A 22,242-nucleotide genomic window follows, 5' to 3' on the forward strand; every position below is an offset into this window, starting at 1 on the left:
CTGACCTGGTGGGCCCGGTGGGATTCGAACCCACGACCAAGGGATTATGAGGTGTTCACAAAGTGTCCGAGCTGGTAGTAAAAGTGTCCGAGTACGTCTCATTTTTGCAGCTCATCGAGGCGTTTTGGCAAGGACGGTGAGACAGTCTCGGACTAGACGGGACGTACTCGGACACAATTGTTGGGTGAAAAGTTGGGTGAAACTGGCTAGTGAATCGGCTTTTTCTTTCGGGAGGTCGGGAGTACCTACTCACAGATTCGGACCAAGTTGTCGGTTCTTTCGCTTTTTTCCAAAGGTTGCAATCTGTGCCAGCGCCTGTTCCATGCCCAACAGACCCGCATCAAGAGCGATCTGGTTCATCCAACGCTCAACTTGCTGACGGCGGTCAGATAGGTCCGTGAAGTCAAGAGATGGATCCGCTAGCAGGCCGCTTGTTCCATACGATGAACCAGAGTCAACAATGGTCTTTAATCCATCGAAAGCAAGAAGTTCATTCACGGGAACTCCCGTTTGGAAGTAAACCCTTCGCGGTTGCCCGACGCGGAGAAGGTCGATACCTGCAAGGTGGGCAAGACTAGTAGTCACATCCCCTTTCGTCATAAGAGCAATCAGGCCATCCAGAAGGATTAATAGGTCTGCTATTTGTAGGCGCCATGATTTCCCGCCATCTTGATCGGCGTGGTCGGAGGCTTGACACTCCCGGATTCGTCCGATGATATCAAGCGTAAACTGCAATGTTCCAGACGTTATTCCATAAATTTGGGGGGCCTTTGCCTCTGCAATCACTTCAACAATCGGAACACTTGAACCCAAGCGTTCAAACCTCATCACGGCCTTAACGTTGCGTGATCGATTGAACCCCTCACGTTCGAAGGACTTCCACTCGGGGAGAAAGTGTTGCCACCACGCGTTCGGCAGCATCTCTAGAAGAGGACCCTCCAGTGCATTCATAAGCGCTGCTGCGTGTTGTTCCGAAAACGGTCGCCACGTCGCTGCGTCCCCCAGTGGAAGCACGAGCCCAGTCTTGATCACAAAGTCGTACGCAATCGAACCGTCTGGTCGTCTCTCGCGTATATTGATGGGGGGAACCATCGCAGACTCGAAATGAGTGGCCGCAGGATTGTCGGCGAACAGTTCACGTAATCGCGAACGATCCGCGACACCGTTACGCCCTTGAAGACGGACCGGCGCGGCGCCTTTGATGAGAATGGGGCGCGGTGCGACAGTGTGATCAACCCTGATGACCAGGATATAGCGGTTACCCTCATTTGACATCTTGACCGGAATCAGTTCCGGCTCCCACGGTGGTTCCAGGGTATCGTGAAGGGAACTGGCTACGCCTGTGACTTCTTGCTCCGAGATGCCAACTAAACGTTGGTCGTCGGTCCCGTCTGCAATGCCAACAAGGATGATGCCGCCGTAGGTGTTTGCCATTGCCGCGACACTCTCTGCAATTTTTGACGTCCGTTGGCGTTTGTACTCCAAGGTAAGGCCTTCTGGTTCCCCTTGATTGACAAGATCGAGCACCCGCTCAAGAGTAACGTCATCGACTGCGCAGCTAAACAGGGTAGAAATTGATGTCATCCAATACTCCCCAAGCTATTCTCACCATCCTTGGTCTTCCGTCGGGCGTAGCACGGTCTCCCTAAACTGGCGAAACTTTCCCTATGTCATCCTACCTCTACCGGGCACTTTGAGAAATCGGCAGCGGCCCGGGTATTCTCGTTTCGACCTGACCGTCACCACCGGCTCGGGTAGCTGGTTCTGGACGTGGTCGACGATCATCATACCGGGCGGTTCGACTAGCACCGTGTTGGAATCGTTGTTATCGTACATGAAGGGAAGCGCGCGAAGCTCGATCGTCCAGTGGTCAGTGGCCGCCTCCACTCCGAGATCAGAGGTGGATGAGCCTTGCATCATCATGGGCTTCAATTGAAGAGCGGTGCTATTGTCCAGCCACTCGTCGAGTATGGCCTTCCAAGTGCGGCCGCCATGTCCGAGCCATGCTGCTACCGTTGCCACGCTATTGACAGGAAGAACCACGCAGTTTGGTTCAATCGGCTGACCATCCATCTGCTGCATCCCGGCAGCGAGGAAGGCTTGATGGTAACCGTCACCAGACGCTTGCCGTGTCTGTAGCTCGGCCTCCGGTACGACGTGTGATCGGGGTCGTTCAACCAACCTCCATCTATCAATTGCCATTGGCCAGGCGTTTTCGCGTACCGAGGCGAAGCGTACCTGAGCTGTCCCGGGACCATAGTTGGCTATCACCAACTGCACTTCCATCCACAAGATGGATTTGTCGTCGTTCATCCATAGCTGGGTCTCTCCGGCGAAGGCCATGACCTCGGGGGTCCAGCGTAACTCAAGCGTTCCACCTGCGTTCCGCCCAGATGCGTCCTTTAGCCGATAAGGTCGACTATCCTCAACAGTCGCAAAGATCGAAATTCGCGGCGTCGCGGCGTCCACCCTGGTCCGAAAGGCTTCAGAGCCGAGTCTCCAGGTTGCAACGGCTAGGAAAAGCGTCACGAGAGCAACAACAAAGGTTGCGATTCCAAGAATCATCACAGTCGCCTTCGTTCCAAATGCCCACCATCACACACGACCACTCCTTCAACTAGTGGTAATCGAACATCTCCGATTGCAACCTCACCGTCTCTACACACCCTCGAACGACCTCCCCAGTGAGTTCAACCATGTAGTAAGGGTCCAATGAAAACTCGTTTGGATCATTCACGATTCTACCTTCCCTGTCCAGCTCGGATCGCATGCCCCCAAGGAAGAGTTCGATGGCGTCGCACAGTCAACTGGCCCTGATTCAACCCCCGCAGCCGGAGACCGTACCCTGATTAGCGAGTCAAACGCAGAACAGCAATAACAGAGACGATCGTGCGGTGTTCAGCTGGCAGAGTTGAAGAACGCGTTCGCTTGCAACGGGCGGAAAAAAACCTCAGATCCACCGACGTCTAGTCGTCACGCCGCCAACACGAGTCCTCGTGTTGTTCCTCTGTCGTTCCCTGGGGATATGATGCCTGTATGCACAGTAAATGTTTGGGTCTATGAAAATCATCGCCACCAGCCTCACAGAGGCTACTCACTTCCCTTGGACCGAGGTTCCCGCTGAGCTTGGGTCTAGGGTCGCATCTGCTACGGGTTTTGTCCAGCCAGGTAGTTCCAACTTATCTTTTCAGGTACTTCTCGCTCAGTGGGACTCTCAGGTGGCACCCACCAAGGATATCTGTAAGACTCTCTTTCGGACCTATCGCTCAAGGCAAGCCTTTCCTCTTGTTGTAGCGCTGGTGAACGCATCTGGATCAACGTATTGTTACGGTCCCACAGAAGACGGCATCGTCGAGGGGCCCTTCGATGAATCACAGGTTGCCCGCATCCTTGGTGCTGCGATGGCGGAGGCGAATCCTGCGTTAGCACGTTCGCTCGTCATGCGCTACTTGGACTCTTTGCGCACCTCAGCCATGCCGGGCATTACCAACTCTGGACTCTTTGCCTCCTACTACCTACGGACCTCAGCTCCCCAACGTCCTGACTTCGAGAACGCGAAATCCCATGCCCTTGCACTCGTTGGTGAACGCGGGGAAACGCTCATCCGAGCCCTGGGATACCACTCCCACTGGGAAGGGTCAACTACCATGATTCTTACTAACAACCAGGATGTCAGTCGAGCTGTGGCCGTCCTGCTCGATCGCAATGAAAGCTTTGCCGAGTCTAGCCCTCGGTTCCTCACCTCTCCGGTGGCCACGGGACTGGCACTCGCCCAGGCCAAGGAGATTCCTTGGATGATCGCCCTGAGGGGATCACAGATCCGGCTCTACTCAACCAAGGCATCAGAAGGAGTGGGCCGCAAGGGCCAGTCAGAAACCTACCTAGAGATTGACCTCGCAGTCGTAGATGATCGCTACTCTCCACTGCTCCCCCTGATCTTCTCGGCCGAAGCATTAGCTCCTTCGGGCACCACGGAACAGCTGCTCAAGGAAAGTGCACGGTATGCGGTAGGCTTGGGCTAACGTCTACGCACCAGAGTCTACGAGGAGGTCATCCCAAAGCTCTCCGTCTCGGTGGCCAAGGCGCTCGAGAGCCAGGGAACGCTACTCGACCAGTCAGGGCTCGACCTCGCCTATAGCGCCACGCTACGGATCCTATTTCGACTGTTATTCCAGGCCTACGGTGAGGATCGAGGCCTCCTGCCTTATGCCAGGAACGACGCCTATGATCGCCATGCCATCAAAACAATCGCCCAAGAGCTGCTTGAACACCCTGGTGAGGTCGGGGCAGTGGACGCATCCGACTCGTACTGGCAAGAACTATCCTTAGCTTGGCGCGTAATTGACAAGGGAGACCATACCTGGGGCGTCCCCGCCTACAACGGTGGTCTCTTTTCCTCGTCCGATATCGAGGGAAGACTTCTAGCCCAGATCGCAATCACCAACACAGCTCTCCTGCCCTGTTTGAGGTCCCTCTTGATCGATACCTCAGAGGATGGAGTCCCTGGACCAGTCGACTTTCGCTCCCTTTCGGTGCGTGAGTTTGGAACGATCTACGAGGGCCTGCTCGAGAGCTCACTCTCTCTCGCGGACGCAGATCTCACCCTGGACCGGTCTGGCACCTGGGTGCCCGCCAAGCCAGGTGATCATGTTGAGGTGCGAGCAGGTGAACCCTATTTCCACAACGCATCGGGTGCTCGAAAGGCGACAGGTTCGTACTTTACTCCGTCATTTCTGGTCGATCATCTCATCGAACAGGCCCTCGTTCCTGCCCTGGATCATCACCTGGCAGAGATCGCCTCCCTCCTGGAGGCCGGAGACGAGTCTCGAGCTGCCCAGCGCTTCTTCGACTTTCGAATCTGCGATCTGGCGATGGGTTCAGGGCACTTTCTCATCTCCGCAATCGATCACACCGAAGCGAAGATGTCGGCCTTCTTAGAGACACACCCCGTTACCCAAGTCACCAAGGAATTGCTGACCCTCCAACAAGCGGCGCTTGAGTCGTTAGGGGAACTAGCTGCGGACACCGAGATCGAACCGGCATCCCTGCTTCGTCGCCAGATTGCGCGCAGATGTATCTATGGCCTTGATATCAACAAGATCGCCGTGGAGCTTGCTCGAGTGGCGATCTGGATCCATACCTTCGTCCCCGGTCTTGCGATGTCTTCACTTGAACATGGACTCGTGCACGGGAATTCGCTGACCGGCATTGGCACTATCGATGAGGCTGTTACGGTGCTTGACTCACCACAGAGAGTAGGGCGATCAGGCATCGCATCTTTGTTCCGAGACGAAATTGAAGATGCTCTGTCGAGGGCGGCAGACCTTCTCAGAGACTCTGCAACAGCCGCTGAGGCGACTGCCGTCGATGTTGCGCGCGCAGCTGAGGCAGCCAGACAAGCGCGGGTTAAAGCAGAATCCACCAAAATCCTCTTTGATGTGGCGGTTGCGATGCGACTTGGCAAAATACCTCCTGACATCGGCACCAACCCTAATGTTTTGCGACGCTGGGCTGAGACTCCAGAGGTTAGCGACGTCATCAACCAGCTCCAACCAGCACATATGCCTTACCTCTTCCCCGAAGTCTTCTTGAGAGACAATGGTGGCTTTGATGTGCTGATCGGGAATCCGCCCTGGGAGAAAATCAAGGTTGAAGAACATGTGTGGTGGGGCCTACAGATTTCTAGACTCCGATCGATGCCCCAGGCAAAAAAGAACCTGGCGATCAAAGAGATGAAGGCGACTCGGCCTGATCTCGTGGAAGCCTACCAGCGGGATGTGGCATCAGTAGACTTCCTTCGTTCTGCCGTTGCAAAGGGGCCCTATCCCGGAATTGGCTCAGGAGACATCGATCTTTTCCAAGCCTTCGCTTGGCGCAACTATCAACTGCTTCGAACCGGTGGATGCTCAGGTGTTTTATTGCCAAGGGGAGCACTTGCAGGATCCGGTACCGTTAAATGGCGCCAAGAGATCCTCGACCATGCCCGATTTGCCCAGGTAACCCTGCTGACTAATTCTCGACGATGGATCTTCGACGTTCACCCCCAATACAACGTTGGCCTCGTCACGATTGAGCGCGCACCTTCAGACATCGTCTCGCTCAACGGTCCTTTCACTAGTTACGAGACTTTCGAAAGTGGTCGCGAGAGCGTAATAGAGATTCCCAAATCAACCTTCAAATCATGGTCCTTGACTTATGCCTTCCCATTCCTCCCAAACGAAACCTCGGTCGATGTCTTCCTCCAGCTGCGCTCACATCCACGCTTCGATGAGACTGATGGTTTTGCCTTCCGGCCAGTGAGAGAGCTTGATACGTCAATCGATAAGCGGTTCTATGATTTTGATCTCGCCAACCCGAGTGGCGACATTGCCGTGTGGACGGGTGGAAGCTTTGATACCTGGAATCCGAACCACGGGGACCCTTATGCTTACGCTCACTCAGAGGAGATCATCCCCTTCCTGGAGGGTAAGCTCCGCAATCAAAGAAACAACCGGCGTTCCGCGTTCTTTGGACTCACTGATTACGAACTCACCCCGCGTCCCTGGGAGCGAGCGCGGATCGCGTTCCGGAACGTGACGAATTCAACGAACACACGCACGATGATCGCCTGCCTGTTGCCGCCGGGAGTATTGACCGTTGAACCGAGCCCATATCTTCTCAGGATTGGCGGAGGTATCGCGTCGGAGGCGTATCTTCTAGGCGTATTAAATTCGATTCCCTTCGATTGGTATGCGCGCCGTTATGTTGAGTTGCACTTTACATTCGAGATTCTCAATCCCATGCCGATCCCACGCCCGCAGAAAGACGATCCTCTGCGAACGCGTGTGATCGAAATCGCCGGTAGGTTAGCAGCAGTCGATGATCGATTCGAGACTTGGGCACGTACAGTTGGGGTGCCCTTTGGATCCGTGAACAGTCAGTCGGAGAAGGACGACCTCATCGCCGAACTCGACGCGGTAGTTGCTCTTCTCTATGGGCTCTCGGAAACTCAGATTCGCCAAATCTTTGCAACCTTTCATGTTGGTTGGAGCTACGAGGCTCGACTTCAGGCAACGCTCGAACAGCTTGAGCGTTGGAAAGCGAGGCGCAGATGAGCCAGAGTGTGTACCTCGGTTCGAATCGACCCTTCCCTCCGGTCTTTGCCACGAATAATCCGGACTCCAATGAGACAGTGGCAGAAGAGATCCGTCGGCTCATTGAAGGCTCCCTAGAGGAGCTCAGACAGTCGCCTTCGGCCTCGATTGCGTCGGCCTATGTGAACGTTGGTGGTTTTGATCTCCTCGCCGACCAACTCGAAGCACTCCCGGCCGTGCGCCTACTTCTTGGTGCAGAACCAGAAGTTGGGATGGGTACCCCCTTGGTGGCTGATTATCTATTCGAACCGACCTGGTTGTCAGGGGTGCTCACCAATCATGATCGATGGCTGGCAGCCGAGCGAGATCTCACCGCTTTTAGCCTACAAAATGACCGTAGCGCACGCCGCCTTGTCGCCTGGCTCCGTTCCCGCAACGAAGATGGCTCCGAAAAGGTCGAGGTGCGCCGCTACACGAGAGGTTTCTTGCACGGAAAAGCCTTCATTGTCGATCACCCAACCCACCCTGCGGTCTTAGCAGGATCATCGAATCTTACGTACGCAGGCCTCATGACCAATCGGGAGCTCAATCTTGGCTATCCAAACGGAGAGCACACCCACCTAGTGCGAGAGTGGTTCGATGACCTCTGGAATGAGGCAGAGCCCTTCGATCTCGCCGGAATTTACGCAACACGGTGGGAGGAGCACTCTCCCTACCTCATCTTTATGCGCATGCTACACCTCCTGTACGGCGACCAAGAACCCGACCGCGCCCTCGAGGCCGGGCTCGGACTCACGAGTTTTCAACGCGACGGGGTTGCGCGGGCTCTGCGGATTCTAGAGACCCATGGCGGGGTCTTGATCTGCGATGAAGTAGGACTCGGAAAGACCTATGTCGCTGGGGAGATCATCCGCAGGGCGACCGAGATGGATCGACAGCGAGTGCTGGTGCTTTGTCCCGCTGCGGTACGCGAGACGGTATGGGAGAAGTTTCTCGACAGCAATGGCTTCTCTCGCCGAGCGCGAGTCTACTCCTATGACACACTTCGTAACCGGCTGTTGGACCAGCAAACAGCCGAGGACTTCCGAAGGGAGCTCGATGACTACGCACTCGTTGTGATCGACGAGGCGCACAATCTCAGAAACGCCGCCGCACAGAGATCACGGGTCGTGACCGACCTTCTGGGAGGGAAGTTCCCGAAGAAAACGGTGCTCTTGACCGCAACACCGGTCAATAACTCTCTCATGGATCTTTGGACGTTGGTATCATACTTCGTTAAGAACGATGGCGCATTGGCTGCCATTGGAATCCCCTCCATTCGTGGCTACATCGCCAGCGCCCAGACGATTGACCCGGAGAGCCTCTCCCCACAACATCTCTTTGACCTCATGGACCAAGTAGCAGTTCGCCGTACTCGACGCTTTGTCAAGCGTAACTATCGGGGCGATACGTTCCGGTCGCCAACCGGTGCGATGACACCGATCAGTTTCCCAACGCCCAGAGTGAAACGTCTCGACTACGGAGTTGCGCAACTGGGGACAGAACTCTTGACCCAAGTTCTTGACGCCTTGATGATCAAAGACGATGACGAGCTTGTGGTCACGTTCGAAAAGCGTCGCGTCAGGGATAATCGTCTCGTCCTTGCTAGGTATACGGCCTCTGCCTACTTAAGAACTGGAGAGATCGAAAAGTTTCAAGTACACAACTCAGGTCTTCTGCGCTCAGCGCTACTAAAGCGCCTTGAGTCTTCCCCAAACGCGCTTGCCTCCACCTTGGAAACCATGATTGGATCCCACAACGCCTTCCTGTCAGCATTAGATCGAGGTTACGTACTAGCTGGTGACGCACTCTCTGAGTGGATTTCGTCTGCTAGCGACGACTTAGACACGGTGCTTGCATCCCTCGATGACGCTAAAGGTGGAACGCAAATCCAGGGGGCTTCGCTCTTTCATGTCACTGAACTCCGAGAGGATGTGGTCGGTGATCGCGATCTACTGGTAGAGCTCCAAGCGATTGCGCAAAGGGTCGCCAGGGACTATGACCACAAGGCGACTCGATTGGTCGAAGAGCTTCGCGAGATCGCTCGCGAAGCAGAGACCGTAGATCGCAGTGGCCTCGATGCTTCGGATCGGCGAAAGTCGGTGATCTTTTCTACCTACACCGATACCATCATCGATCTCGCGGAGAAAGTAACGCGAGCCGTTGAGCTTGCCCCGGCATCCGATCCACTATCTACCTTTCGTGGGCGCATCTGCGCGCCAATCTATGGGGCCAAGGGCGGAACAGATCAGGAAGCTCGCGCCCGCGATATCATGCGATTTGCTCCCAGAACTGCAGGGAGCCTCCGAGACGATGGTACACCTATCTCCGAGGACCGCTACGATCTCCTCTTCACCACCGATGTCCTCTCAGAGGGAGTGAACCTCCAACAGGCTGGACGGATGATCAACTACGACCTGCCTTGGAATCCGATGCGCCTCGTGCAACGAGCGGGACGCATCGATCGCATTGGCTCACTTCACGACCATATCGTCATTGGCTGCTTCTTTCCCGAAACTCGACTTGATGAACTCTTAGGTCTTGAGGCCACCCTGATGAGGAAACTCGCCTATGCAGATGCCGCCGTGGGTACCGGCGAAGTGTTGCCAGGGCAGGGATCCAAGACCGAAGTCGTGCTCGCCGATACCGCTGAGCAGATCAGAGCCCTTCGTGAAGAGAGGCCTGAACTCTTTGAAGGCGAGGGTGATCTCGGAGCGATCTCAGGAGAAGAGTACCGCAGGAGACTCTCGCAAGCTACGAGCGACAACGAGCGGTTCCGTAACCGCCTTCTCAAGCTTCCCTTTGGTTCAGGGTCGGGATTTCGCTCCGACCGGATCGACCGAAACGGATATGTTTTCTGTATCAAGATGGGAGAACAGGAAAAACCCTGGCTTCGCTTCGTGCCGGTAGACGCGAACTGGGACCCTCTCCCAACGGACTCCGACAATACGGAACCCGGTTTTGAGATTTCAGACGATACCTTGACTGCTCTCTCTTACGCCGATCCGGGTGACGAACACACGAGTCGTTGGCTTCCAAGCGAGGTCTACGAGAAGGTGTTTCCAGCCTGGGCAATAGCTGCTTCGCACGCCTATCGGGCATGGAGTTACCTCACCAACCCAAACAACCTACGACCCGAGATCGAGCGCGCATTCCGCGATGGTGCGGAATACGTTCTTGCTCATGGAAACTTTCTTGGATCAGACACTCAAAACACGCTCGCAGAGCGCCTCAGTGGGCGATGGAACGCAGAAGTCAAAAGAGCGCTTCGACAGGTCCTAGACGATGAGCAAACAACTTCACGCGAAAAGGTGGAACGACTGGCCAGCATCGCAGACGTCTACGGTCTCACTACTACCAAGGCCGCAGAACCTCTCCCGCTCATTCATCCCGACGAAGTAAGGCTCGTTGCTTGGATGGCGATTGCACGAAATCCACCAGGTGACTAAGGTGCCAATTGTCCACGGAACCTCTCCCACGGTTGCCGGGCAAGAGAGATCACCGTGACGGACGCCCCTCCTTGTCTGCCAATATCGCGCCGCTATAGCGCCACGAGAGCAAACCCACCTGAGCTTCCCCACCATCCCGGAGCACCAGGAGAACCCGTCGGTGATACCGCAGCCCAAAGATCAGGAGTCATCAAATGCAGATCACGAATCTTCACGCGACTAATCTACTGTCGTTCGACGATATTTCTATCGACTTCCAACCGGGACTCAACGTCATTGTCGGCCCGAACGCAGCAGGAAAGAGCAACGTCATCCTCCTTGCTAGCCTTCTGGGAGACTCTATGTACCGCCTCAGCACGTCTGTTCGCGCAGCCAGTGAATATCATCAGGAACAAGTCACGTATCTGCGAGCTGGACAAGACACTGGAACACTGCGGATATCGGTGACGTTTGACCATGGAGAAGACGAGACATCTATCAATAATGAGAACGAACTCATTCGGCATTTCCTTTTGGCTTTTACGGCGAGCAATGTCTACGCTCGTCTCCAAACGCTTCGACCAAATGACACTGAACAGAACACCGCACTAGCGTATGAGACAGGTCGTTCCTGGGCCGATTCCCATTCACAAGATGTGTTTTCCTCGGGCGCATTCCTGCTCATTATCCACCGTAATCCCGCTCTTGGAACCCGCCTTGGCTTTGAATTTAGTTATAATTTGCACAAGTATACATTATCCCTCAATGATGATCACATCTATTACGACGAGGATACTTTCGCAATACAGCCACAAATCTCCTCGGTGATCCAACCGTTTGAAGTGGGTGTGTCCCAGCAGGACGACAAAGAACTCCTCATAGATCTGCCATTTGCCAACTTTCTTCCGACGAAGCCAACTGAATCGTGTTCGTGGGCATTGGCACGCGACACCTCTGGGAGAGCGTTAGAACCGTGGTTTAAGGGGCTGCAGGGAACCTTTGGATTCCGGTTAACCAGCGCAACCAGCTACTCGGTCGCTGAGGTGCTCACACAACTCTACACCACCAAAGTCATGGCAACCGAGAATCTGAGAAAGCCTGCACGTAGGTCTTATCCCGCGCCCTGGCTCATGGACTCTCATCCCATCACCGACGCAGAGATGATTCCCCTGCGTCTGCTCCAGATGAAGGATCACAGTAACCAGTATTATCAGGATCAGTTTCTAGCTGTCCAACAAACATTCCGCAAATTGACTGGGCACGACTTTGGTGTAGCCGCATCCTACGTCACCACAGACCCAGGTCCAGCATCAAGCGATCACAGCGTCGCAGCTCAACTACAAGTGATCATCGACGTATTCGTACGGGAGGACCTCCGACAGGCGCACATCGATAGAGCGGGCGCGGGGATCTGGGAGTCGCTATTCCTGGCGACGATGCTGCACCAAGGTTCTGGAGTAGTGACTTTCCTTGATGAACCTGCGGTGACTATGCACCCCACACTCCAACGGAAAGTTCTACAGCTTCTAAAACAATCAAATCAGACCATAATCACCACCCACTCACCATATCTTGTTCCCTCAGGAGACCCGGAGGATCGCAAGCGGATTGTGCGACTCTATAAAAGTGGAGGTGCGACCCAGCGGCAGCACTTAGACGGAGATAGTGACGTTGCCACATCCCGTCTCGATCAAATCCACACTCAGCCTGAAGCACGCAGTATGCTTTTCTCCTCCGGCGTCATACTTGTCGAGGGCGACACAGAAACTGGAGCATTTCACACATGGTTCAACGACCCCATAATTACCGATTACAACGGGACGCTGGATGACAATAATTTTCAGATGGTAAGTGTCGGTGGTGACAAGTCATTTGGAGGCTTCGTCACCTATCTTGAGGCGTTCGCAATACCGTGGGCAATCATATGCGATGGCCCGGTTATGTCACCGAGCTATGAGAAGCCACTGACAAACCAGCTACCGGTGAGAAAGAAAAACGACAACGAGCCAGATGGCGATGCTAGCTTCGACGACTGGAAAGAGTACTGGAAATCCCGCAGGGTTTTCACGGTTGCTAGTGAGTTTGGTTTGCGGTCGACAGACGAAGTGGCGTCAAAGTGCGAAACCTGCGGCAGGACCATTGATAGCAAGAAAACCAAAGCTGGCGAAATCGAGGCATTCTTCGAGAAGATGAATGCAGAGCTATGGAAATGCGCCTGTGACAAGAATCCCGCCAGCAAAGTTCGCCAGGGATCCTATTTCGCACAACACATAAAATTCAACACTCCTTCTGCTGAGCTTACAACTTTAAAACTGATCTACAGTGAGGTTGTAAAGACACTGCCACAAACCTAAAGGCGATCCTGATCAGCTTCGCGAAAACCCTTCATCACCTCAGCAATGACCTCTCTTTGATGGGGTGGAGTGATGAACCCAATGTGATCCACCTCTAATGTGATAGGACTGAAACTACTCACGATATGGGAAGAAAGCTCATGTTGGACCAGAAGCACGCACTAGATCAAATCATCGCGAAACTTGCAGAGGGTGATCCGATACTGAACTAGGGCAAAACCGTCGCAAAGGTAAGCGGGGTTCAGTGTCCCATTTGGCGAGCAATTCCAAGCTGATTCTGGAGGCAAAACCAGATCGGAGAGCAGTCGGAGGCAGAAACAGGCGCGAGCGATAGCTTTGTCGGCACGGAGTGGTCAAGGCCCCTAACGAGACTCGCGAAGTACCCGCGTGGAGCCGATGCATCGATGGGAAAGCGTTGTGCCAGCCTGCAAACGAGAATCTCTATGCCAAGGGCATTCGCCGTCGTGCAGCTTCCTACTCCGAAGGGACCGCTCACGTGACTCGATCGGGCGCCGGCCCGAAGGGCCAAGCGCCCGATCGAGGGCGATCATCGAGACATTCCCTTGAAGTAGTAGAGAAAGTTGTAACACCTCGTGCGAACAGGGCAATTGGCAACCGCGACGCACGGATTGAAAGCACTGCTTAACAGCCCTAGTATTAGAGGATGGATACTCCACAAGAGGCGATGACACTCGCCAAGGAACTCCTAGACGGTATGGATCGAAGGTGGTCCCACGTGGTGAGAGTGGCCACTGAGGCCGAAAAACTCGCATCGACAATCTTTGATGACAAGTCCGAGGGAGAAGTTTTGGTCATGGCAGCTTGGCTGCACGATATCGGGTATGCAGCCCCTCTCGCAAAGACTGGGTTCCATCACCTAGACGGAGCAAACTATCTTGGCGAGCGCGGGGAACATCGACTCGCGTGTCTGGTAGCGCATCACTCTTCTGGGGCACAAGAGGGACATCTGCGTGGTCTCGGTCAAGAGATGTCGCGATTCCCGGTTGAACCTGGACTCATCTCAGATTGCCTTACCTATTGCGATCTCTCCAACGGGCCAGATGGTCAACCAATGGAGCTCACCCAAAGAATCGACGAGGTCGAGAGTCGCTACGGTAAGGACGATGTTGTTCCAAAAGGCCTACGACTTGCCTATCCCCAACTCGCCAAATCGTTTGCGCATGTAGAGTTGTTGCGCTCACAAGTCGTATCTAACGAATAAAGGGCTCGGTCTTGTTTGCGAGATAATCCTCGATCCGTAGTCGAATAGAGGGATGAATATCGTAGACCCCTAAGTCCGTTAAGGGAACGAAGGCCACCTCGCTCGACTCCGAGCTTGTTCGAAGTGTTCCGCTGGCGATACTTGCCGCAAAGCATATTGAGAATGCCTGGCGGACTTCCCCATCGTCATAGGCGACGACATGGTTAGGATCCGAGTAGATCCCGATCAGCCGGAGGATGTTAACTTTGAAGCCAGTCTCTTCCTCAACCTCTCTGATGCAACACGAGGTGATATCCTCTCCAGGCTCCATCGTCCCACCCGGTATCGACCAGAGTCCGTTGTCGGTTCTCTCAATCAACAGAATCCGATCATCACAGTTCATAATTACAGCCGAGGCAGCTGGTACGATATTGTTCGCCCGTGGCGCCGCTGGATCGTTGTAGAAGTCTCGTCTAGACAAAGCTCGGCCTGATTGCCCGAGACGTCTCGAAGACATAGTTGAAGCTCTCAAGATACCGCTGGAAGATTCCCTCTTCCGACCCTTGGCGTACATGGAATAGGGGTGCGAGCCGTCCTGGGTCATGACACAAATGAGGGGTAACCAACATTTCACCGTCAAATCGAAAGATTGAATTATACATCGGATAACTTTGTAGGCGAATCTCAATATTAGCTGTGCCAATGACAGGCTCGAAGTAGGTTAGTGACGTCTTGATACGGGCTATGAGCCCTCCTCGAAGGTCCTCCTCGTGATCGCGCTCACTAGCTGCACTCGACTGAGGATCGGCCATAATTATCCGAACCCGACAACCTTCTTTCACCTTGTCTTTGAGCAGGGTAACGAAGTCTTTATGATCTTCATGGAAAAACTGCATGGCATAGCCAAGAAGATCGACATATTCCTCGGCACCTTCAAATAGCTTCCACCACAGATCCTTCGGGCTCTCGCTACGATGCGCCCATACATTGACGATTTCGCTAAGCGCATAGCTTGCGGGTGGGGCCTGATCTGACCAAAGGTCATGGATCAGGCAGCCAAGTATCTTCGCCACCTCCATTTGGGTTTCGCGCCGAGGAATCGAGCCGTGATTGATCCAATTGTTGACGGTCTTTGGATCGACTAATACCTGCTTGGCCAATTGCGCTGCACTCAGACCGGCTCGTTTCATGGCGTCTGTCAATGCGGTATTTATCATGAATGGTCTATCGGTGAGAAAGCTACGGAGCTGAAGAATTGCAGGAACTTTTCGGGAGTTTAGAAGATTCCAAATGATCCCACGGTTCGCCATGGTGTCTTCCCGAATCTTGGAACAAGCTAACTCTGGCCAGAAAAGTATTCGGCCATCGTTAGGAGGTAACTCATGAAACTGAAACTTGACACTGCTGGAGCAACGTTCTTGGCATCGAAAGAGCCGGAGCCAGTTGTGGATATGAATACGAATGCTCAGAAGCTGGATAAGGAGGGCAGGCCAATCTATTTGGTACAGCTCGTCTGGCTCAGTGAAAGTGGCGCGGAGGTCTTGCCTGTCAAGGTAGCTGGGAAACCGGTCGGCCTCGTCGCCGGGACAGCCGTCAAAGTGACTGTCCTCACTGCTTCGCCGTGGAGCATGGGTGATCGAAATGGCATTTCATTTAGTGCTGAACGCATTGATGCTGTCATAAAGTAACGAACCTGGAACTCGGCCCCTGCATTGGTGGCTCGGGGTCGAGTTCCCTAACTCCCTAAGGAGAATCCAATGAACGGTAACAATACTACACCACCGTCATCGACTATTACAGATGAAATACTAGAGATCCTTTGGCAATGGCGTATCGAACTCTCGATTGCAGGCTTCGTTGCAATCGCGTATTGGGGATGCGCCCGGCGTGTCGGCTATACCTGGTCAGCTGTGATCGTGGCTAGTGCGATTGCCGTGCTCCTGTGCCTGCCCTCGATCCGGCGATTGCTGGCTAGAACTCTTCGATTGACACATTGGCGTCGACGATTTGTGCGGGCGTTGGGTTCGCAGAGTTCCCCACTCGCTAAGCGGCAGCCGAAGGTTATCAAGGCTGTGCGGGTGCCAAGTGGAGTGAGATTGACACTGTCGCTGCAAAGCGGGACAGCGTTTCAGGAGTTGGAGCATCTATGTCCATACTTGGCGACTCATTTTGGCGTACGTGGCGTGCGGGTCGTTGCGGATTCCACGAATGCCTCGCGCGTGGAGCTCACTATCTGTAGCGAAGATCCCTTTGGGAATGGCACGGTCCCTTGGCCGAGTGCTACGGGTGAGATCGTCTCTGCCTGGGATCCAATATCGCTCGGGATCGACGAGGAGGGTGAAGAGGTGAGCGTTTCTCTAGTCGAACACAATCTTCTCGGCGGTGGTGAGCCGGGAAGCGGCAAATCAGGGCTGATCAACACCATGCTCGCCTCCTTGGTGATGGACCCCGCAGCTGAGTTGTACCTTTTCGACCCCAAGGAGGTAGAGCTTGTGCCGTGGAGATCGTGCGCCAAGAGCTTTGTCGGGGGTGATATGGATGAGGCCATAAGAACCCTGGAGCAGCTCCAGGCTACCATGGAGTATCGCTATGCCCTCCTAGCCAATCTCGGGGCTCGTAAGTTTGAGCGACACCATGGGTATGGTCTCGTTGTCGTCGTCGTTGACGAGTTACCGTTCTACGTCGCCAACTCCGATGCCAGGAGCGCAAGAGAGTTCGCCAACCGTTTGCGCGATTTGATAGCTCGGGGACGTGCGGCTGGGATCATTGTGATCGTTGCCGCGCAGAAGCCCTCTGCCGACACCGTCCCATCGTTCATCCGAGACTTGATTGGACTCAGAGTCGCCTTTCGCTGTCCAACTCGAGAAGCCTCTGACACGATCCTCGGCGGTGGCTGGGCAGCACAAGGATTCTCAGCCACATCCATCCCAACGGGTGACCGAGGAGTGGGTTTACTCCTTGGCGATGATGGAGTGCCGAAGCTGATGAAAACGTATTGGCTCAGCGATGAGGCGATTCGTGACATCGTGGGCCGTGCCTTTGCGCTCCGCCTCCAACGCGCCGAGGAGAAACTTGAAGCATTGCCCAAAGACGGGGAGAAGAACGAGGAGGACGAAGAACCATGCAACTGAGTCAACCGCTCATCGATCAAATCGTCGTTAGAGCTGCTGATGGCTATGAGGAACTCGGTCGCGCAGCCAGAGGAGCACGATACTGTCGGCGACCGATACGCCTTGCGTCAACGCCACTAGATCCAGGTCAGGTGACGGGATTCTTCGAGGATGAGGCTCCCTCGTCTTTGGACTTTGACGGGGTCTACTTCAAGGCCTGTGGTACCAGAAGGCGAACGCTATGTGAGTCTTGTTCGCGAATCTACCAAGGAGACGCCCGTCAACTCATCCGATCAGGACTGCTCGGGGGAAAGGGGGTACCAGAGGAGATCGCGACGCATCCAGCGATCTTTGTGACGCTAACCGCACCGAGCTTTGGAAGCGTTCATCGGCCAACCTTGGGAGAAGGGGTATCGAGTCCGTGCCATCCCAACAGCACGGGCACCTGTCAACACGGACGCAAGCTCGGGTGCTGGACTCGCCACGATGAGAGCGACGATATCGTGGGTGCACCGTTGTGTGATGAGTGCTATGACTTTTCTGGAGCGGTGATCTGGAACGCGGCCTCCACCAAGCTGTGGCAACGAACTACGATCTATCTTCGACGTGCACTCGCCAAGATCGTTGGAGTCACCGCTAAGGAGTTGTCGGCTCAGGTTGGACTCTCCTACGTCAAGGTAATCGAGTACCAGCGTCGAGGGCTCATCCACCTCCACGTTGTCGTACGTATAGACGACTCCCGAGACATGATTTTAGCTCCAGGGATCGTTATCACAGCGGAGCAGGTCGCGCTCGCTCTTCGCATGGCCGCAGCTAAGGTTAAAGTCTGTATCTCAGCTGGTGAGATGACTCACACGGTCGCATGGGGAACCCAACTTGATACTCGTGTCATCGATGCCGACTCAACCGCTGCCATCGCCAACTACATCGCGAAGTATGCCATCAAGTCTGCGAGTGACTCACCCGGCCTCGATCGTCGCTTCCGCACAGTCGAGGCGATTGAGGATTCACGTGCGCCAAAGCATCTCCTCGCGATGGCCCGTGCGGCCTTCGAGTTAGGTGAGAATCCCGACTACAAGGAACTCAATCTTGCCAGGTGGGCGCATGATCTCGGACATCGAGGACACTTTCTCACAAAGTCCAGACGCTTCTCGGTAACCTTTGCCTACCTACGTGGGATGCGCGAAGCCTGGCGGGATATGGAACGCTTAGAACGGGCAGAGGCACTCGATCCCCGATTCGAAGAGACCAGTGAGTTGTACTTCGTTGGTCAGGGCTGGCCCTTTGCCTGTGACGTCTATCTAGTTGGCCAACAACGAAACGAGTATGACGACGCACGCGCATGTGCCAAAGACCAGATCGAAGAAGAGCTGCATCAAGGAGGACAACGATGACACGATCACACCCACGGAACGGGTTTGGAGCCAAAGCGCTCCTCAGCGTCGATGAGACGGCGATCATGTTGGGGGTTACGCGTTCGACCGCTTATAAGGCAATCGCAGACGGTACCTTTCCAGTTCCCATTATCAGAGTCGGTGGTCGGTGGCGTGTCTCGCGAGAGGCGCTTCGTCGACTCTTGGACGGAGAGGGGTCAGTGCCCGACGGGCACTATGTCGCTACCTCGAATACACAGAGTGCCACCAGCATCGAAACCGAAACCGGTTCCTCGACACGAGAGTCAGCTCAGTCGGGATCCATAACCTGTCCGACGTGTGGTTCTTTGAGATCGGCATCGGTTGCGGCTCCCTCTCCAAGCAGTCGACCTATATGTTCGGCTGCTCGTCTATCCTCCTCTGGCACCGAGTCGGTGTAGTGGCGAGCCATGACCGAATTCGTCCACCCGAGGCGCGACTGCTTCTGCTTCTCTGAGATCACAGCATCAAGCGCTGTTGCTTGAAAGTGACGCAGCGAGTGCAGGTGGATATCTCTAGCAATCTGTGAGCGCGCCCTTGCCTTCATAAAACCATGCGAGATCGAGTCGGGATGAGGCGGCGCCAAGCCACCTGGCTCAAAGGAGAAGGCGAAGGCATCGGCATCGAGTGTCAAATCCGCATCCTGAGCTAAGTTCTCTTGGATCTCGCGCAGTCTGAGAAGTTCATCCAGGGTTCCCTCATCGATTGCAACGCTTCGTATGCTCGCTCTTGTCTTTGGCGACTTCACGGTTGCGCTCCCCTTATTCGATACAATCGACTCATCGATGCGAATGGTGCCGAGTGTGAGATCACAATCGTTCCAACGGATTGCACAGGCCTCGCCCCTGCGCATGCCAGTGGCAACGATGATGCGAAGAATACAACTGATGCGTGGATCCAGGCTTTGGGCTGCAACAAGCAACCTCTGCACCTCATCGAGTGAAGGGGCCCTCACCGGCGTGTGAGAGCCAATCGACCAACTCGGCATCTCGGTATCTGCAATCGGGTTGGGCAAGGCTCCACCGCTCCACTTTCGAGCCAGTCGGCACGCTCTTCCGAGTACAGCCCTGACTTGGCGTACACTTGCCTCAGCGAGTCCCTCGTCCTTCAGACTTCGCAGGTACTTCTCAACGTCATAGGATGACAGCGAGGAGATGCGCCTTCGACCAATGGAGTCCTTGATCTTCACGTTCCATAGACTCTCGTACCTGCGCGTCGTGGATGGAGAGAGATCTGCCCAGCCGTTGTCGCGCCAGGCAACGATCGCGTCGTTGATAGTGGTCGTCGAGTTCCACCTCAATTCGGTCTCAACGATTGGCGCTGGCTTTGCCTCCTGCTCCCAGACCAGTCGAGCGAGCTCCCGTTCGGCCTGGCGCTTCGTACCGCGGAAGCGAACGTAGCGATGCTTGACCTTCCCCAGGCTATCTCGACCCACGAACACCCGAAGCTCCCAGGTGTCCGGCTGAGCCACCAGCCGCATGCTTCCTGCCATCGATTCCTCCAACTTCAAACCCCTTGTTGGGTTTGCTGTTGGGTTTCAGCCTAGTGTGAAAGTGTACATACGCTCTGAACTGGTGCGCCCCCTGGGATTCGAACCCAGAACCTGCGGATTAAGAGTCCGTTGCTCTGCCGTTGAGCTAGAGGCGCCTGCGACTGCTAGATCCTAGCATCCACTTTCACGTTATCGCTCACTCTGGGGTGACCGAAGGGGCTCGAACCCTCGACCTCCAGAGCCACAATCTGGCGCTCTTCCAACTGAGCTACGGTCACCATTTCGAACGTTAAGTCTATAGGCAGTGGATCTTGCTAACTCCACACCCTGTCACTCGAGAGAGCTTACCCCTGTCTTTGGAGACCGTGGCCACAGATCAATGGTGCCGGTTACCAGGTGCATCCCGATGGGCTCGTAAGAGAGGAGATAAGAATATGGGTGGCGGTTGAGCTGAAGTTGCCCAAATGCGGATTCGGCCAAGATCGCTGTGGCTTTTCCAAAGGCGGTGATCGCTGGATTGGCGGATCGGATAGTGATACGGCTCGTCCTTTCGCGAAGACTTCCACCGGGCTGCGGCACGCCGGATGCACGGAATAACACTAGCTGTGAGTTGGAATTTGAGATGTGTCCGCGTAGGGTAAGGTGGACTACCTGGAAGAAGTTGGGCTTTGAGACCGCCAGGATTCCCTTGAAGTCGAGCTGGATCACCCGATCCGTTTGCCCCAATCCGGTTGTGACTAGGCCGGCACTTAGCGTGTTGAGTTCATGCTCAGATTTTGCCTTCAACCCAACGGTAGTGATAACTGGTCGGCTGGAGTGGCTGAGGTCGAGATTTGAGCTAAGTATTCGGTAGTTCGCCAGCCCAAGAAGTGCCGCGACTATCGTGAGTGAGATCAGAACCCCGGAGGCCTTCCAGATATTGATCCTTGAGGCGATGTCCAATCGGCGGTTGAGTACGAACACGAGGCCAAGGGATTCGACAGCGGTACCAGCTGTAACAACTAGTGCTGGATAGATGTGGCCCAATACTCGCAACGCGAGAACATTCTCGAGTAGCCAGGCAAGCCATGCGAGCCAGTAGTAAGGGCTAGGTCGGCCGTCGCTGCCCCCCGCGCTTCCGGCGAATTTTGCTAGCGCCAGCAGCAAGCCAAGCAGGGACGAGAGGGCCAGAAATCCAATCGCGAGGGGCTGTGCGCCAGAAGTTACCTGTAGCTGAAGTGCCGGTACGGCAAGCAGGTCGAACTCAACAAGCCAAAGCGCACCCGTGAAAGCGAATCGGTAGCTTTTGCTTCGTGCAAGCGACTTCGAGGAGGGCCAGATCACTAGGAGAAGCTCGACGGCTGCCAGCCCGACTAAGAGGGCGCTCACGCGCGCTAATGCTGCTGTGAATCCCACGGTGCTGACTTCATAGACGTTGCATTTGGCAGTATAGGAGACTTTTCGATGGCTCCGCTAGGCCGTTTAAGGTGATCGCCGTTCGTGGAAGGGGTGAAATTTAAGGCAGGAGTTTCTACTCGTGGTGGCGAGCCGAGCCCTCCGCCACCAACCTCTCCCGTAAATCCCGCTATCTCCGAGAAAATTTCCCCAAAACCGTCACCCCCATAGAGGAATGATGCTAGATTTATCTATCCCAAGTGCTTGTTGATCCCTGCCATAGGCAGTGATCGGTCAAGCACCTCTGGCGTGGATGCCCAGATCGGATCTATCTGGTTGGGCTTCACGTGAATCGTACCAAGTTGGCTTCTGACTTGCCGGGCATCCCGGCTGGTTGGTCTCCAACCAAGGGTGCGGCTTGTTGACAACTGAAGAGGGAAGACATGCCAGTGCGGGATGACTGCTTGGCCACGAGGCCAACTCGGCTAAGAGGCTCAAGCGTCAGACCCATAACTTTTGAGAACATTAATCCAAGCTTGGATTGACTCGTCCCTGGCTCCTTCGATGAGGGCCCTAGAGATAGGCCCCTCTAGTTAAGGATCCAGAGACACATCTTCGAATGGAGAGTTTGATCCTGGCTCAGGACGAACGCTGGCGGCGTGCTTAACACATGCAAGTCGAGCGGAAAGGCCCTTCGGGGTACTCGAGCGGCGAACGGGTGAGTAACACGTGAGAAACCTGCCTCTAGCTCTGGGATAG

General features: G+C 54.8%; 14 protein-coding genes, 2 tRNA genes, 1 rRNA gene and 1 pseudogene. 10 read left to right on the top strand and 8 right to left on the bottom strand.

Going from position 1 to position 22,242, the window contains the following annotated elements; translation table 11 throughout:
• Positions 1 to 249 precede the first annotated feature (249 nt).
• Both M7439_RS00020 and M7439_RS00025 read right to left on the bottom strand, forming a co-directional pair.
• The gene (locus M7439_RS00020) at positions 250 to 1,584 is read right to left on the bottom strand and encodes a helix-turn-helix domain-containing protein (RefSeq protein WP_276941598.1); all 1,335 of its coding nucleotides are present in this window, start codon (positions 1,582 to 1,584) and stop codon (positions 250 to 252) included.
• Positions 1,585 to 1,665: 81 nt separating this feature from the next.
• Complete coding sequence (locus tag M7439_RS00025) at positions 1,666 to 2,565, bottom strand: hypothetical protein (protein ID WP_298349188.1); 900 nt, start codon at positions 2,563 to 2,565, stop codon at positions 1,666 to 1,668.
• A 494-nt stretch (positions 2,566 to 3,059) separates the two neighbouring features.
• Here M7439_RS00025 and M7439_RS00030 point away from each other — a divergent pair, with 494 nt between their 5' ends.
• From M7439_RS00030 to M7439_RS00050, 5 genes are all read left to right on the top strand, one after another.
• Positions 3,060 to 4,022 carry a hypothetical protein gene (locus tag M7439_RS00030; RefSeq protein ID WP_276941589.1) on the top strand — a complete coding sequence of 321 codons (963 nt, stop codon included), beginning with the start codon at positions 3,060 to 3,062 and terminating at the stop codon, positions 4,020 to 4,022.
• Positions 4,023 to 4,073: 51 nt separating this feature from the next.
• The gene (locus M7439_RS00035) at positions 4,074 to 7,094 is read left to right on the top strand and encodes an Eco57I restriction-modification methylase domain-containing protein (protein WP_276941586.1); all 3,021 of its coding nucleotides are present in this window, start codon (positions 4,074 to 4,076) and stop codon (positions 7,092 to 7,094) included.
• Complete coding sequence (locus M7439_RS00040) at positions 7,091 to 10,561, top strand: SNF2-related protein (RefSeq protein ID WP_276941584.1); 3,471 nt, start codon at positions 7,091 to 7,093, stop codon at positions 10,559 to 10,561. Before M7439_RS00035 ends, M7439_RS00040 begins: the two co-directional genes overlap by 4 nt.
• A 194-nt stretch (positions 10,562 to 10,755) precedes the next feature.
• Positions 10,756 to 12,894: an AAA family ATPase gene (locus M7439_RS00045; RefSeq protein WP_298349198.1), complete on the top strand. Its 2,139-nt coding sequence runs from the start codon at positions 10,756 to 10,758 to the stop codon at positions 12,892 to 12,894.
• 664 nt (positions 12,895 to 13,558) lie between these two features.
• The gene (locus M7439_RS00050) at positions 13,559 to 14,116 is read left to right on the top strand and encodes an HD domain-containing protein (RefSeq protein ID WP_276941578.1); all 558 of its coding nucleotides are present in this window, start codon (positions 13,559 to 13,561) and stop codon (positions 14,114 to 14,116) included.
• Here the strand turns inward: M7439_RS00050 and M7439_RS00055 are convergent.
• Both M7439_RS00055 and M7439_RS00060 read right to left on the bottom strand, forming a co-directional pair.
• Positions 14,106 to 14,576, bottom strand: coding sequence for an NUDIX hydrolase (locus M7439_RS00055; protein WP_276941576.1), 471 nt, complete (start codon positions 14,574 to 14,576; stop codon positions 14,106 to 14,108). The two genes, M7439_RS00050 and M7439_RS00055, sit on opposite strands and share 11 nt — an antisense overlap.
• The gene (locus M7439_RS00060; RefSeq protein ID WP_276941573.1) at positions 14,569 to 15,405 is read right to left on the bottom strand and encodes a hypothetical protein; all 837 of its coding nucleotides are present in this window, start codon (positions 15,403 to 15,405) and stop codon (positions 14,569 to 14,571) included. Before M7439_RS00060 ends, M7439_RS00055 begins: the two co-directional genes overlap by 8 nt.
• Before the next feature lie 72 nt (positions 15,406 to 15,477).
• On the opposite strand from M7439_RS00060, the gene M7439_RS00065 reads away from it, so the two are divergent.
• The 4 genes and pseudogenes from M7439_RS00065 to M7439_RS12900 all read left to right on the top strand — a co-directional run.
• Positions 15,478 to 15,783 (top strand): hypothetical protein, encoded by a 306-nt coding sequence (locus M7439_RS00065; protein ID WP_276941569.1) that lies wholly within the window; start codon positions 15,478 to 15,480, stop codon positions 15,781 to 15,783.
• A gap of 69 nt (positions 15,784 to 15,852) precedes the next feature.
• Positions 15,853 to 17,226 (top strand): FtsK/SpoIIIE domain-containing protein, encoded by a 1,374-nt coding sequence (locus tag M7439_RS00070; protein WP_276941566.1) that lies wholly within the window; start codon positions 15,853 to 15,855, stop codon positions 17,224 to 17,226.
• On the top strand, positions 17,217 to 18,599 hold the full coding sequence (locus M7439_RS00075; RefSeq protein WP_276941564.1) for a replication initiator: 1,383 nt from the start codon (positions 17,217 to 17,219) through the stop codon (positions 18,597 to 18,599). Before M7439_RS00070 ends, M7439_RS00075 begins: the two co-directional genes overlap by 10 nt.
• Positions 18,596 to 18,775 (top strand): annotated as a pseudogene (locus M7439_RS12900) (helix-turn-helix transcriptional regulator); the annotation flags it as partial. The gene M7439_RS00075 and the pseudogene M7439_RS12900, both read left to right, overlap by 4 nt.
• Positions 18,776 to 18,888: 113 nt before the next feature.
• On the opposite strand, the gene M7439_RS00080 reads toward M7439_RS12900, so the two are convergent.
• The 4 genes from M7439_RS00080 to M7439_RS00095 all read right to left on the bottom strand — a co-directional run bounded on the left by M7439_RS00080 (position 18,889) and on the right by M7439_RS00095 (position 21,504).
• A complete protein-coding gene (locus M7439_RS00080) occupies positions 18,889 to 20,109 on the bottom strand; it encodes a site-specific integrase (protein WP_276941561.1) in 1,221 nt (406 codons plus the stop codon).
• A gap of 80 nt (positions 20,110 to 20,189) precedes the next feature.
• Positions 20,190 to 20,264: transfer RNA gene (locus M7439_RS00085), tRNA-Lys, on the bottom strand.
• Positions 20,265 to 20,311: 47 nt separating this feature from the next.
• Positions 20,312 to 20,387 (bottom strand) — tRNA-His (locus M7439_RS00090).
• 52 nt (positions 20,388 to 20,439) lie between these two features.
• Entirely contained in the window at positions 20,440 to 21,504 is a 1,065-nt protein-coding gene (locus tag M7439_RS00095; protein WP_308464330.1) for a hypothetical protein, read from the bottom strand.
• A gap of 595 nt (positions 21,505 to 22,099) precedes the next feature.
• On the opposite strand from M7439_RS00095, the gene M7439_RS00100 reads away from it, so the two are divergent.
• Positions 22,100 to 22,242, top strand: a 16S ribosomal RNA gene (locus M7439_RS00100); the annotation flags it as partial.

Source organism: Ferrimicrobium sp. (genome assembly GCF_027319265.1).
GTDB lineage: Bacteria > Actinomycetota > Acidimicrobiia > Acidimicrobiales > Acidimicrobiaceae > Ferrimicrobium.